The organism is Metapseudomonas boanensis (assembly GCF_018704125.1).
In the GTDB taxonomy this organism is placed as follows: Bacteria; Pseudomonadota; Gammaproteobacteria; order Pseudomonadales; family Pseudomonadaceae; genus Metapseudomonas; species Metapseudomonas boanensis.
On sequence record NZ_JAGTIS010000015.1, the window covers coordinates 73,436 to 87,976 of the forward strand.

Genomic DNA, 14,541 nt, shown 5'->3' on the forward strand with positions numbered 1-14,541 from the left:
CTCTGACCTCTCCGTATGCCTGCCGAGCAACGACAGATGTCGTGACCAATACACCGAACTTTCGGTGTCGGATACTACTCATTGTCCCCCTCTCGCCTGGCCCGATAACGGGCACCGCGTCTTTCACCTTGGCGCTCGACCTTATTGCTCGTAAACAAGTCGGTGATAGCGGTATTCCATTGTCCATCCGAAATGCCAGTTGCAGAGAGGATATCGGACCTCGCGTGCCAGCCCTGATTGGCTCTGAGGAACTCTAGAATCTTTGTAATTGGGGCCACGCCGTTTGCGGTTACCATCGGCTCTGCGTTGAAGTCGAGCCCGGACTGAACCGGAGTGGCGCAAGCCGTGCTGACGACACGCCGAGTCCGGGCTTTAGCGCTTCTCGTACTGACGCCATATAGCCCACTAGCGACCTCTTCCTCATACCGCAAGCGGTTCAACTCCGTCAGCCGTCGCAGCACTTCGACGCGCGCAGTCTCAGAGATGGTGAAACGGATACGATCGCTCTCCGGCAGATATGGTACTTCGTGGAAATCATGATCAAGGTCAATGTCTTCCCAGCCATATTCAGCGACTACGGCCTTATCCAATTCAACGATTTGCTGTCGGAAAGTTTCAACTTCCGACCCACTAGCCGAAGATGAATGAGTAAAACGATAAAGGTCGTTCATCCCGACATTCAGTGAGAGCATCGAATTACCTCTAACTTCCAAGTATTTCCTAGCGACCCCCTCCAACCTAACAGACTTATCAGGAAATGGGAAAAACTCCAACCCAATAGTAGGATTGTAAGTTATTGCACGACCAATAGTGCTTGCACCATTTTCACACCAAATTCTATGCACCCCACTCTGGAGACAGGCAAATCGCCACAAAGAGACATCCTTGAAAACTATTATCTTGCTACTGACAACACATTCCGCTGAAACATATGCAAAAGCCCACTCAGTTGAATCTCTCGCCTTCACCAAATATTCAGCGTTACCTGAGACCTCTTCAAACTGTCTTGCTCTCTTATCCCAAAACTTCCAAAAACATTCTTCATGAACCTGCTTGGTTATTGCATCCCTGCCAGGTTTGACTTTTTCAACAACAATATTCCAGCACTCCGTGTAAAATCTGGCCTCCTCGAAACTTCGTTCACCAAATGAAATAACAAATGCTTCTTGGATTTTTGGCCAATTTGAATTCAATTCTGTTCCAGTCAGGAATGGACGGATGACCTCCCTGCAACTGGGTTGATCTTCTATTATTCTTGCGACTTGCTCCCGACTTAGAATAAAACCATCACCACGAATCTCCACACCTCTAAAACATAGCTTTTTGTTGGACGCAAGGGGTTGGGGCTCCCATCCTGACTCGCAAACTTCAAACCCCTTTTCCTCCAACAGGCTCGAGGATATATTCGCAACCATTTTGCTATTTATATATTTCTTGCCACGCCAATTGTTACTTGTCATCCAAACTAGAGAGACAACCACGTTTGCAGCGCCTGGCCAAGGCAAATCACGAATTGCCCTGAATATTGATTTTCCTTTTTGAGCAAGTGCTGCGAGACCAGCATCACGGTTATGGCCTTGTGCCACTGAATTGGTCAGCACAAGTCCAAAGCAGGCCTCTCTATTGGACAAGCGTGCGACTTGCCTCAGGAAATACACGCACAAATCAACGCGACCAACGAAATTCTCGGTAAGATCTCTAACAATAAAATCTCGATAACGAACACCACTATCGATTGTTATTCGTGATCCACCTCTATATGGAGGATTGCCAACAAATGCATCGAACCCAGGATTGGGCTTAAGAAAAACCTCAGGGAACTCCAACGGCCAATGAAATGGACGCCGAGCAGACCTTCCAGCAGGGGCGTCAGCAGATAAGGCAATAGAAGCCCGTCTTCTTATTGCAGCATATGCGTCCTGGCTACCATCTATTGCCTGGCAAGCCTCAATAGCAATGGCGTCGAGAGCCGTACTGCTAGATGGATTTAATATTTCCCCTATAAATGAATCGGCAATTTTTTCGGAAATGTGGAGATGTCTGCGGGCATCAGCATCTATTCGAGCCATGGCCTCTACATCGTGAATGTCACGTATCGGGATTTTTTTCAAACGCAGACGCAGCTCAATCGCCTCGCGGATCGCGCGCTCAATGTTTTGTCCGAACAAGCGTTGCTGGCCTTTTCCAGTCGGCGTCATTGAGAGTTCGGTGAGCTGCTCCAGTTTGTGGATGCCCAACAGACTGTCGCCACAACGCAAGTTGTGGTCTAGAAAGCCAACGGGGCGGCCCTTGGCTAGCGTCACCAACCAGATCGATAGCTTGGCCAGCTCGACTGCCAGCGGGTTCAAATCAACGCCGTACAGGCAACGCTCAGCGATTAGACGGCGCGCAATCAACGTGCGTGCTTCGCTGTCACGTGGCAAAGGTTCCTTCGCTGCTTCTGCATCCAGAACTTCACCATCCACGCTCAAGGTTTCGCCAAAGGCTTCGACCTGTGACCATGCCTCACCGAGTCGATCGGCCAGCCATCGGCAGACTTGCACCAGGAAGGCGCCCGAGCCCATGGCCGGATCGCAGATCTTCAGATCCAGCAGTTCGGCGGGCGACTTCAACGCCCATTGTTCACGCGGAGTTCCCTCTGCCGGTCCCTTGTAGACGATCGGCGTCAGCGTTTCGTCGACAATGGTTTCGGTGAGCGATTTCGGCGTGTAGTGCGTTCCCGTCTCGCGCCGATCGCTGCCCGTGGTGACGATGAATGCCCCCTCAGGGTAAATCAGCGGGTAGCCCCAAGGATCGGTACGCAGCAGGTTGAGGAATGGCAAAGCACGATCACGCAGGCCTTCGTCTCCAGCGCAGGCGGTGAGCAGACGGTTGGCCTGTGCAACGTCGACCGAGCGTTCGAGATCCTTGCGGATAGCTCCTCCGCCACGCTTGATCGCATCGGCACCGGACAGCCCCTCGGCCAACACCTCGTCACCCCTCTGGTGCAGAGCTTCGAGCTCCTCCAGAGCATAAAGGGTCTTCTTCGCCCCCTTGCCACCGGTCAGCTCCACTGTCACCCGTTCGGTTCGCGTAACCGTCCGCTCCAGCAAACCTTCGTAGACGTAGCCGATCTGCTCGACGTCCAACGCACGATAAGACAGCGTACGGCCTTCATACTGCTGGATAGCCTCCAGCAGGAGCAACACAGTGCGGTTATCGATCGGCAGCGGGTGGGACGGATCGACCTTCCAATCAGAGCCCTTGGCACGCCCCTCAAGGAAAGGGAAACGATCCGGGTCGAACAGCGAACCACCCAATGCCGGAAGGCGCAGCGTTTCATGCTCAATGCCGCCGTACACCGCACGGAAGGTCGCAAGCAACCGTGACCAGGCATCGTTGCGCCGCTCCAGTACCTCCTCGGTTTCCTTACGCAGTTGCATTCGCAAAGTGGAGATGGCGTAACTGCTTTCGTACGCCTCCTCCCCCATCAGCAAGAGCCCCCGCTCCTCGGCCGACAGCAGGAACACTAGACGCATCATGATGGTCAGGCCCGCTTCGTAGAGCTCCGTCGGCTCGACACCTTGCAACAGCGTCCCCGACCGCTCTCGGTCTTCCTTTCCCAGTGCCTGGATCAACACCTCGACAGCCCGGCGAACTTGTTCACCCAAGGCATCGGTGACCTCCTCCTGATGCTGGAGAGACTCGTCCAGCATTAAGGGCAAAGTCTCATCGTCCGGGCCATAGAAGCGCCGGATACCCAACAGGGTGAGAAAGGCCTGTAGAGTCAGCCGCTCTTGTCCCCAGAGACGTGCATACCAACTTGCGAAGGTCGATACAGCACCAACGGGGGCATCGACCAGCATCCAGCGCTCGCCATCGGTGACCAAACCAAGTCGACAGCCACTGGCTCGGCAGAGCCGCTCCATGCGCTCGGCTGGACTGGCGGACCAGCCATCCAATTTCAGCGCTGCCTGGAGATCCGTGCCCGCCGAATAGATTTGCACGAGCAGCTGGCTTTTGCCGCCCGAGACCAACGCATAGTCAGGCTCCAAGGTGACACCGTGTTCCGACAGAGTGACGCGCAGCTCCGAAGGAATGCGCTCACCTCGCAGAAGAAGCTCACCGCTATCGGTCTCGTCGTATTCCAGGCCGCGGGCGAGCACCTCGTGAATCCAGGCGCGATGCAGTTCGGTGAACCTGGGGTCGTCGTTGTCACGAGCCTCGGACCACTCGTCATAAGCCTGCCGCAGGTACTGTCGAATACGCGGTTCGACAGCTGGTAGACCGGTGGAGAAGACCCGCTTGAGTACTGGCGTGGCGAGAAAGGGACCGGAGACCTCGATCAGCGACAACCATTCATCGTGGATATCGAGGGGATTCATGCGCGGCCTCCCTGGGCTAGCGATGCAGGTACGATGAAAGTGACGGCTACTGGGAAGGTGCGATCCTGGGGTTCGGCATAGCGTGCTTCGATGGCTCTGGCCTCCTCTTCCCGCTCCGCGGGAATGCGCGCGAGACGTGCTTGCAGGGCGGAGTTGTCGCGTCGGACCTGGGTGCGCTCATCTTCACTGAACAAAGAAAACTGCTCAGGCAACTCGTCCTTGCCCAGCTCCTTGCGGATGGCGCTATCCAGCTCATCCAGCACAGCACGAATGTCTTCTTTCTCTTTGTTCTTGCGGGTTTCCAGGGTGTTGCCCAAATACTCGAGACGATTGCGCGAGCGTGCCCCAATGGATTGCTGAATGGCCTCTCCCGCAGTAGCGAAGCGAGAGCGCAACATGGCGAAGACCGAGTCATTGAACCGACACGGCTGCGCGTCGTCCAACCAGGCCTGCACCCGGGTGACGCCTTCTTCGCGCTTGAAGCCCTGTTCGCGCAGATAGCCCCCAGCCAACGTCAGTTCCTCATGTAGACGATGGTGGTTACCGCCAGTGATCACTAAACGCGACACGACCACGACCGCTGGGGCCTCGAGACGATCGTCAGGCAACGCTCGCACCGTCACTCGGTGCAAGCGCTTGTTGTCCTCCTGCGACCAAACTTCGGCACGCAGCAGACGCAGACACATCTGCACCAAGCGATGATTGAGATGGATGAGCACCAGGTCGTCTCGCCCATTGGCGACTTCATGATCGAAGGTCACCGGCCGGATCTTGCCGGTGAATGGATGCTCCAGCCCTTCGCGGCAACGCTCCCAGGCGCCCCCCAGGGGCGGCAGCTCGAAGACTTTACCCGGCACGCACCCCGCCCATGTCAGCGGCTTGAGAGCCGGTTTCTCGGCCAACGCCAAGCCGGTTTCGACCGCCTTCAGGATGTGCTCGGGAGAAAGGTGGAAGTCCTCCCGAGTCTCGACCAACTTCTCGTGTAGCTTGGCCACCCGGTTGGCGAGGTCTTTTTCAGCCCTGACAAATCGGCGGGCCTGAGCGATCTTCGCGTCCGCCAGCCGAGTATCCAGATCACTCAACGCCCCTTCGATGAGCCCAGCCATCTGCGGTGCGATCACGGGGTTCACGCTGCCCATATCGGCACGCATGGAGTCGAGCTTGCGCAAGGCACGCAGGATATCGTCCTGGTGGCCACCGACAGCATCCTGGTCTTGGCGAGCATCGACCGGGTGCCAAATCACCACCTCTTTCTCACGCTGGCCATGGCGGTCGATACGACCGTTGCGCTGCTCCATTACGTTGGGGTTGTACGGAATCTCCAGGTGGATGAGGTAGTTGCAATGGTTCTGCAGGTCGATACCTTCGGAAGCGGCATCGGTAGCCAGCAGGATGCGCACGGGAGAAATGTCTGGAGAGGCCTGGAATGCCGCCTTCACTTGTTCTCGATCGTCGTGATCCATGCCGCCGTGCAAGATCATCAGGCGATCGCCACCCAAGCCATGAGTCGCCAGAATCTGATGTAGCCAGTCGAGCGTGGTGCGGTACTCGGTGAAGAGAATCACGCGCTTGCCGTTCCAGCCTCCATGGGTCTTCAGATGCCGACCGATCCAATCGAGCAGCGCTTTGGCCTTGGAGTCGGTTTGATTCATCGCCTGCTGGGCCCAGTGCCTGAGCTCGTCGAGCAGAATGCGCTCCTCTGCGTTCAACGGGCGTGAGTGGCGTGTGGCTTCCTCGACGGCCTCTTGCTGCGCGACCTCGACGTCTGCATCGTTGGCGTAGTCCTCTTCGGCACGCTGGATAGCCTTGAGCAAGATTCGCTCGGACAAATCCGTCCGCGCCTTGCTAGTTCCACCACTCTCCAGGGTCGCGACATGCTTTTCCAGGGTCGACGCGAAGGCAGCCGGCGACGAGAACAAGCGCTTGCGTAGCAGCTGGTTGACGAAGGACGCGCCGGTCACGCCACCCAACTCGTCCGCGGTTTCCCTGCTGGCACAGAATGCTTGCAGCTTGCGATGGATCTCTCTTTCTTTGGCGGTGTAGCCGACGGGCAATGCTTCGAGCCTGCGCTGTGCGTAAATCAGGTTCCCGTCCTTGTCGGTGATTTCGCTCTTGAGGCGGCGGATCATCACCTGAGACAACTGCTTCTCTTCCGGCATGATATTGCGGGCGAAGCGCTGATCATCAAGCAGCTCCAACAACGAAGTGAAGGACTCGGTGTAGCCGTTATGCGGCGTCGCAGTCAGGAACAGATGGTGCTGGAAATGCGGGGCGATGGTGCGGATGAAACGAGTACGCTGGCTTTCGATAGCATATTGAGCGCTCGCTGACGGCGCGACGTTGTGGGCCTCGTCGACGACCAACATATCGAACTTGCGGGGATAGCTGACATGCACCGGCAGGATATCGCGGAAGGCACGCAAACCATCGCCGGCCTTGGCCCAATCCATCGACGTGATCAGGCGTGGGAACGAGGTCCAGGGATTGGCATGAATTCCGCGTTCACGTCGCATCTCCTTGATGTAGGCGCTATCGACGATACGAAACTCCAGACCGAACTTCTCCATCATCTCGACACGCCACTTTTCTTGCAGTGACGCAGGGCAGACGATCAGCACAGTGCGAGCACGATGACGCAGTAGCATTTCCTGAATGACCAAGCCGGCTTCGATGGTCTTGCCCAGACCTACGTCGTCGGCGATCAGCAGGTTGACGCGCGCCATGTCGATCGCACGGACCAGCGGATCCAACTGGAAGTCCTGCAGGCTCACGCCACTTCGAAACGGTGCCTGGAGGAAGCCACGATCAGCATTTGTAGCAGCCCCCCAGCGCACCGCATCGAGAAAGGCTTCCAGCGTATCGGAGTCATCCTGCCCGGTGATGGCTGGCAAACCGGCCCGTTCGATGACATGCGCGCCCGGTTCGATTTCCCAGATTACCTGGAGCTCTTCGCCAAGGGCATCCTCATCGATGGAAGCCAGCGTGACGGCATGCTGGCGCACGCTGCCCAGCTTGGAAGCATCCACTTCAGCCACCACCCACTGCCGACGTCTAACTTCGACGAGTTGGCCTGGTTCCGGGATATTGCGGTAGCTGCTGTCTTCTGCCACTGCTGTCATTCTTAACTCCTTAGCATCGTAATCATCTAACTGATGACTACCGATGAGCAAAAGCCTATGCCCAGCGCTCTGCAAGAGCGCGAAGCACTATTTGGATACAGGGCGGAGTCGAGGGCTGAAACGGCAGCGTTCGCGATCGCAGAAAACGCTGTAGATCGTCCACCTCTGGGATACCACGGCCTGCCATGATGCGATGCCCGTCACCTTATCCACTGCCTGAACATGGGTAAAGCCATAGTCACTGCTTTTGGCCAGCATGGTCAGTTTCCAGGTGCGCACTCGTCGGACATCGGCGTTTTGGCCACATCGCCGCGTCCTTTGCAGATCAAACTGATGCGCATGCCCTGCTGGAGCCCGGCAGCATAGTTGCGATGATCGCTGTCGAGCTTGAACTGCGGCTCCATGAACTGGTTCACCCCCCACGCAAGGTGACGTATGGCTTACCGAACAGATCGGTATTGATGGAGTCCACGACGCCGGTGACCTTGAAGCGCTCGCCCTTGAATTGCTGATCGGCCGCAACGGTGTTTCGGTCGTAGGCCTGGGCCAATTGCTGGGCGGTGTACTCCCGCAGTGGCTCGGCTGGCACAGCCACCTTGGCAGGCTGGGTCTGGCTACTGACGGTTGCAACTGGCCGGGTGTTGCTGCGCTCGCTCCCGGTCATGGCAAAAAGCGCAAAAGCCAGCCAGGCAAAACCAATTACGCGGCTTGTCGTGCTATGCCCCTGGCGGAGAAGGAACCAGACGAACACTATCGGCGCCAGAAATATGCCCGCTCCCAGCCAGAACCCGACGCTGCGATTGACCGGTACGCTGAACTGCACTTGAGCCGGCGCCGGCTGCTTCGCGATGGGGGCGCCGCAATGCGGGCAGGCAAGCCGCTGCCTGATCGCTGGCTATACGGTCGCACTCATCACAGTTGATCAATGCCATGTCGCTACTCCTTGATCGCTCTTCCTGCATAGGCCGGGACTGCCGGCTTGCTTGTGCAAATCAAGATATGTAGCGTGAGTGGACGTATCTAGAGTGTTTGCCTGTACAGGTAAAGTTTTCGAGCAGATGGAGGCGCGATGAAACGCAAGCAATCAATCGAGTCCGTGCGCTGGGATCTGGCCCTGCGCTATCGCCTGATCGAGACGGTAGCCTGGTGGGAAGGCCGCCTGACCACAAATCACCTGATGCAGAGCTTCGGCATCAGCCGCCAGCAAGCGTCGAAGGACATCAACACCTACATCGGTGAGCACGCGCCGAAGAACCTGGAATATGACAAGCATTTGAAGGGGTATGTGCCTAGCCGCCACTTCAAGCCGCTGTTCATCGATGACAGCGCCAGCGCCTACCTGCATCTGCTCAACCAGAGCCATGAGCGCGCTCCGCACATCGAGGGTCTGGCGCTGGCCTATGCACATACCGAAGTGCTGCGCGTACCGGATCGCAGCGTTAAACCCGAAGTGCTTCGCCCTCTTCTGCGCGCGTGCCGAGAGGGTCTGCGCCTGGAGTGCGAGTACGTGTCCTTCAACACCCCGGATGGGGAAACTCGGCTGATCGCGCCGCACACTCTCATCTACACCGGCATCCGCTGGCATGTGCGTGCCTACTGCGAGAAGAATCGAGATTACCGTGACTTCGTGCTGAGCCGCTTTCGGGGCACTCCGGAGCTGATGGACGACGCTTCGGAGAATAGCCGCGACGAAGACAATGGCTGGAACAGCCTTGTCAATGTGGTGATCGAACCGGACTCACGCCTTAAGCCCGAGCAGAAGGCCATCATCGAAACCGACTACGGCATGCACGACGGTCAGTTGCTGATCGCAACCCGAGGCGCTCTTGTGCAATACGTGATGCAGCGTTACCAGATCGACCCGACCAAGGTACATGCTAAGGCTACGGCGCAGCAGATCGTCGTCGCCAACTTGGATGACCTGCAGCCGTGGCTGTATCACTGAGGTGCGGAGCCCTCATGGCCAATCAGGCTGTGCTTTACACACTGAAGCCGCTGCATTTCATCCCGCCGATCTGGCAACGTACGACCGCAGCGGCATTCATCCCAATTCGAAAAGGCTTTACGCCCATTCATCAGTCGCCATAGAGCTCCGTATGGTCGATACGCTCCGTCCCAGGCCGCATAATCGGCCCGATATCGTGATGTGGAACGACACGTGCGATGCTTTCCGCATCCTCGGTCAAACCGATCGCGACGCTAAGCCTACCTCCGATTTCGATACCGAAGTGCTGGAACCTCGCACCAAGCGGATCCAGTTCGATGAACCGGAAATTGCTCGGCAAGTACATCCTTCGCTTCAAATCGAGCTCTCCGGTTTCGATTGCCCGGCGATAGAGTTCACAACTGGATCCACCGCCGGTGACGAATATCGGTAGCCCATCACTCCAGGCAGAGCTTCGCGGATCTCCCCGTGAGTTTGTACGGGTGCCATCGGTTACGCCTGCGATGCATCTCGCGACCCGACTCGCGAACTCCGAGTCGACAGTATCGACATCATCCCGACGCTTGCCGTGCCGTTTCGCAAATCCATCGGCAGGCTCGACAGGCGCGGCATCGTCCCATGCAAAATCTAGGTCGAGCCTGGAATGACGGTTGTGGTTCAGGTAATGCGTTCCAAGCGGACGGACGGCGGAGAAGAAGATTGGAATTCGCGGCGAGGAGTCGAGATCATTTGGCAAAACGACGTTAAACGTCGCCACATCAAGCGTAGCCGCACCAATGTCAATCAACGCGTACAATCCTCCACTCACCTGGCGCGAGCCGAGGTAACCGGCGATCTGCGCCACGAACTCCGGCACGACGCCCGGCTCCGTTTCGAGGCCGACGTCCGCCTCTCCACTCCTCCATGCGGCAGTGATGCTAGATTCCTGGAGATGGTTCACTCCCGCCAGTTGCCAAGCGGTCCGAGCGATGCGCCGGAAAAGGTCGACGACCGCCGGGCGCTCGTGTGGCTCGGTGGGGCATCCGACGTTCAACTCCCAACGAAGCGAACGGGTGACCAGTTTTCGCCCGACCTCAGGATGCTGATAAAGAAACGCCCTGGCGTAGCGAATGACCAGTGCGAGATAAGCCAGGGTGGCCTTCGGGCACTCGTCGGAACCTGCCATCTCGATAAGCGGGAGCTTGAGGTTGCCCTGGATATCGGTCTCGGCGAATCGCCGCCAGAAGTACTCACCATCGGGTGCACGATGGACGAAGCCGGGTATCACATATTGCCCGGTTGGCGACTCATCACTGGTGACCGCGGACCAGTCGACAGGGACTAGATCGACGCCCGCTCGAATCGCTACTTTCGTGAAGGCGGTTCCGAAGTCCACCCCGATTCTGACCACCATGGGCGCCCCGCCCTGGTACTCGGGATGCTGCAACGAGCTACCGGCGTCAGCCCAGCCGGGCATGGCCAAAGAGCGTCCCCCATCGACATGTGGTCGAAAGACTGGCGTCGGCGAGGTCTGGTTCTGCGTGGGTGACCGCGCGTCATCTGGTATCGGGGGATCACCCGGCAAATTCTTCGCTGCATCTTCCTTTTGGTCATTCGCACCGGCCCCTCCTCGCTTGGAACGCGGACCGGCGGGAGCGGACACTGTCACTGCGGCAGTGGGCCGGTTCTTCTTGCAGGAGTCTCGACTTCCTTGGGTAACCGATGATTTGGAGCCAAGAGGTAGTGTGTCGTCCCCGTTGGTGGGAGAGGCTTCCAACCAAGAGGCGGGGGGAACGAAGTCGACGACCGTCGGTTTTTCATCCGACGTCTTCTTCGAGTGGTTTCCCTGCAAGTTCTTTTTTGCGTCCCGTAGTTGCTCCTTCCAGCTCTTCATGGCCGTTATCCCTCCCGTACTACTTCCACGAGTAAGACGCAGATATCGCGCGGAATCGCTTTAAAAGCCTCGCTCTTCCTGACCAGCGTTGCCCGGCGCGTCTCCATCCTCGCCAGGAAATCCTCCATCTTCTTGCGCTCCGCGTTCGCCAGACCTTTGCGTCGCTTGCCATCTGGGCTGCCCCCATACAGCGAAGCGAAAGTCTCGTGACCCGCGATGCGTTTCTCGAATCCGTCACGCTTCTTGTGGACGTGGTCGTCCAGTAGTTGCGATAGCACGTCGGCACGATCTCGGTTCTCGCGCTGCTTCTCGCCCTTGAGGGCCCTGTAGCGATCTTTGAGAATCTCCTCGCACCGCTCTACGGCAGCAACCCCTGCTTCCGAAGCGACATCGACCGCCACTGTCGGCCAGTCGACGCCCGACTTCCGGACCGTATCGAGAAGAGTCTCCGCTACCTGAGCATCCAAGGGGGTGTCCCGATCCAGTGGAATGGCGGCGACGAGCAGGTGTTCCTCCTCCTTAACGCCCGAAAAGCTTGCAGATCGAGTCATCACGGCGTACCGGCCCGCCGTGAGGACATCGGCAGTGACTCTGGACGCATAGAGCGGGAAGCAATCCTCGCTGTTTTCGACCTTGTGCGACAGGAAGCGGACGATCGGATGGAAGCGATGGACGATCTCTTCGCCGGACCTCGGCTTCTCGGTGATTCTGTCGGTAAAGCGGCAACGCCTTGTCTGGCCCGATCCCAATCCGGTCTTTCCGACCAGATTCTCCTTTTTGACGAACTCGTCTAACTCCGCCGCCAAGCTGGGGCTCAGACCTATGTCAAAGGAGTCCGGCTCGCCATGTGCAGCAACGACCCGGCAGCCAGGAACGGTCCTGAGGTAACCGTCCACGTATCGAATCAAGTCGTGCCGGGTGACTGTTTTTCCCTCACCACGCGCCGCGTCGATCTGTGCCAGCAACTGCTGGCCATGGGCGACCAGTTGGATCGCCTCACGCTCTAGCTCCTCTTGTTTACGCTTGGAGTTCTCGATTGCGAGTGCCACCTCCTCGATCAGGCGTGTTTCTTCTTCGACCGTCAGATGCTTGGACAACAGTACATCCTCAAGACGTCGAACCTTGCCAAGGATCTCTTCCGTTTCACCTAGCGCGCTCTCGAAGACCCCGATTCGTTTAGCCAAACGGGTGAGGATCAGGGCGTCGATGGTCTCCTTGTGTACGAAGTTCCAGATCAGGATACGGTTCGACTGTTGCCCGATACGGTCGATACGGCCGATACGCTGCTCGATGCGCATCGGGTTCCACGGCAAGTCATAGTTGACGACGAGCCGGCAGAACTGCAGATCGACACCCTCTGCCGCCACGTCGGTGCATACGAGCACACGGCAGGTGCGATGTTCCCGGAACGCGTTGACCACGGCCTCCTTGTCAAACTCCTGTCCCCCCATCAGCAAACCTGCCTCGACGTTCTCGGCGGAAAGTCGATTGACGAGATAGCGGGCCGTGCCACGGAAGGTCGTGAACACGATCGCCTTGTCCTCACGATCCTCGGCCAGGAACTTTCTCAAAGCATCCTTCAACTCCGCGAATTTGGAATCCTGCCGAGTGACTTCGCCGGCATCGAACTCGCGGAGTACTCGACTGGCCAAATACCGCTTGAGTCCCGACGACGCGTCCCGTACCTGGTCTTCGTCCTCGTCGGCCTCGTCCGACGCGATGGCCATCGCGTCAGCGTCCACCACATCCTCACGCCAAGTGCGTAGCAGTGCGGCAGGGCTGGAGGCGACCATCCTCTGGGGCGTACTGAGGAGAAAACCGTGTTCGATGCCGTTTTTCAGCGCGTACTCTCGCGTACCTTCCGTGATCGCCTGATAGAGCTCGGCCTCAATGGGCGACATCTCCGCCTCGAACACGGTGACGTCGCGCAAGATCCGCTCGGTCTGCACTTCACGCTTTCGCGTTCGAGAAACGATGTGTGCGATCAAGTTGAGCCGCTCGATTTTGGCCGCGAACTCGACACGCCTCTCGTTCGTCCATTGGTCGACCGCCTCAGCCTCTTCAATCAAACGGTCGACACGCTCGGATTTCTCGAAGTAACGCGACGACTTGATCTTGTAGATCGCCTCCACAATGCGCCGAGCATCGCTTGACGGTTTGCGCACAACGTCGCTGGCCGCAATGACCGGCCTGTTGGCCCCGACGACACTCCTAAAGTCGTCCGGGAATTCGAAATGGTCAGGATCAAGTAGGCGCAGTACGTTGAACAGGTCGTCCGAGCCGAGGTTGATCGGCGTCGCCGACAGCATCACCTGATGCGTGCTGACGTCGCGCAGCAGGCTACCGGTTCGCCACGCGCCTGTCCCTTCGTTGCGCATGTAGTGTGCTTCGTCGAAAATCACCAGATGGAGCAGCGGCTCCCGGTCGGCGTGGCGATAAAGGAGATCGGCGAGCCTGGCACGAACCGATCGACGGGGCGTTTCGCTCTCGGCGGGATCCCAACCTCCAGGAACACGGATGCCCTGGTAGCTAATTATCCATGCCCGCTCTCTGTGCTCGCTGGAATCGAGCTCCTGCAGGAGCTCAGTCGCGTCTACGACGCGCGCATCTAGACCGAACCGCGACGATAGCTCGAACCGCCACTTCTCCCTCAGCATCGCGGGACAAACGACGAGCAGCCGGCGCATATCGTAGCGGGCACGAAGCTCGGTCCAGATCAAGCCGGCTTCGATCGTCTTGCCCAGGCCCACCTCGTCCGCGATCAACAGGCCGTTGACTGGCGAATCCAGCAGGGTCAGCAGCGGCTTGTATTGGTGCGGATAGAAGTCGGTCTGGGTCAGCCCCATGGCGTAGACGACGTTCGCCAATCGTCCCGCGAGGTGGACATGCGTGAGCAGCCTCCGCAGGTCGTCCACTCGCCCGTAGCGCCCTTCCCGGATCAGCTCATGGACGTCGTCGTCGTCCAACTCAGCCGCGACCAGTTCCTCCTCATAATGCCAGTCCAGGCGGCCGTTCCAATTCACGCGGTACTGGGGGCCGGAAGCACGCAGTCGGGTCTGATCGGTGACCGTGCCGATCTTGGCAGGATCGTCTATATGGCGGACGAGTTGTCCTGGACTCCACGGCATATCAGGCACCCGTCACTATTCGACGAACCGGTAACAGAACCTCACAAAAACGATCCTGTGCATATTCCGCATTCAGCAAGGCCAACTCGCATGTTCCCTGCTCCCTGGTCAG

Annotated in this window: 7 protein-coding genes; 1 reads left to right on the forward strand and 6 read right to left on the reverse strand. The window is 58.0% G+C overall.

Annotation, left to right across the window (positions count from 1 at the left end; genetic code table 11):
• Positions 1 to 74: 74 nt before the first annotated feature.
• The 4 genes from J7302_RS21745 to J7302_RS21760 form a co-directional block, all read right to left on the reverse strand.
• A complete protein-coding gene (locus J7302_RS21745; RefSeq protein ID WP_215379570.1) occupies positions 75 to 4,364 on the reverse strand; it encodes an Eco57I restriction-modification methylase domain-containing protein in 4,290 nt (1,429 codons plus the stop codon).
• Complete coding sequence (drmD, locus tag J7302_RS21750) at positions 4,361 to 7,483, reverse strand: DISARM system SNF2-like helicase DrmD (RefSeq protein ID WP_215379572.1); 3,123 nt, start codon at positions 7,481 to 7,483, stop codon at positions 4,361 to 4,363. The genes J7302_RS21745 and drmD (J7302_RS21750) overlap by 4 nt, the downstream gene beginning before the upstream one ends.
• Positions 7,484 to 7,743: 260 nt before the next feature.
• Positions 7,744 to 7,887 carry a hypothetical protein gene (locus J7302_RS21755; RefSeq protein ID WP_215379575.1) on the reverse strand — a complete coding sequence of 48 codons (144 nt, stop codon included), beginning with the start codon at positions 7,885 to 7,887 and terminating at the stop codon, positions 7,744 to 7,746.
• 8 nt (positions 7,888 to 7,895) lie between these two features.
• Positions 7,896 to 8,306 carry an OB-fold putative lipoprotein gene (locus tag J7302_RS21760; RefSeq protein ID WP_215379577.1) on the reverse strand — a complete coding sequence of 137 codons (411 nt, stop codon included), beginning with the start codon at positions 8,304 to 8,306 and terminating at the stop codon, positions 7,896 to 7,898.
• 246 nt (positions 8,307 to 8,552) lie between these two features.
• Here J7302_RS21760 and J7302_RS21765 point away from each other — a divergent pair, with 246 nt between their 5' ends.
• Positions 8,553 to 9,428, forward strand: a complete 876-nt coding sequence (locus tag J7302_RS21765) for a helix-turn-helix transcriptional regulator (RefSeq protein WP_215379580.1) — start codon at positions 8,553 to 8,555, stop codon at positions 9,426 to 9,428.
• A gap of 130 nt (positions 9,429 to 9,558) precedes the next feature.
• Here J7302_RS21765 and J7302_RS21770 read toward each other — a convergent pair whose 3' ends face one another.
• Together J7302_RS21770 and drmD (J7302_RS21775) are read right to left on the reverse strand one after the other, a co-directional pair.
• Entirely contained in the window at positions 9,559 to 11,301 is a 1,743-nt protein-coding gene (locus J7302_RS21770) for a hypothetical protein (RefSeq protein ID WP_215379583.1), read from the reverse strand.
• Between the two features lie 5 nt (positions 11,302 to 11,306).
• Positions 11,307 to 14,429 carry a DISARM system SNF2-like helicase DrmD gene (gene drmD / locus J7302_RS21775; RefSeq protein ID WP_215379587.1) on the reverse strand — a complete coding sequence of 1,041 codons (3,123 nt, stop codon included), beginning with the start codon at positions 14,427 to 14,429 and terminating at the stop codon, positions 11,307 to 11,309.
• Positions 14,430 to 14,541 lie beyond the last annotated feature (112 nt).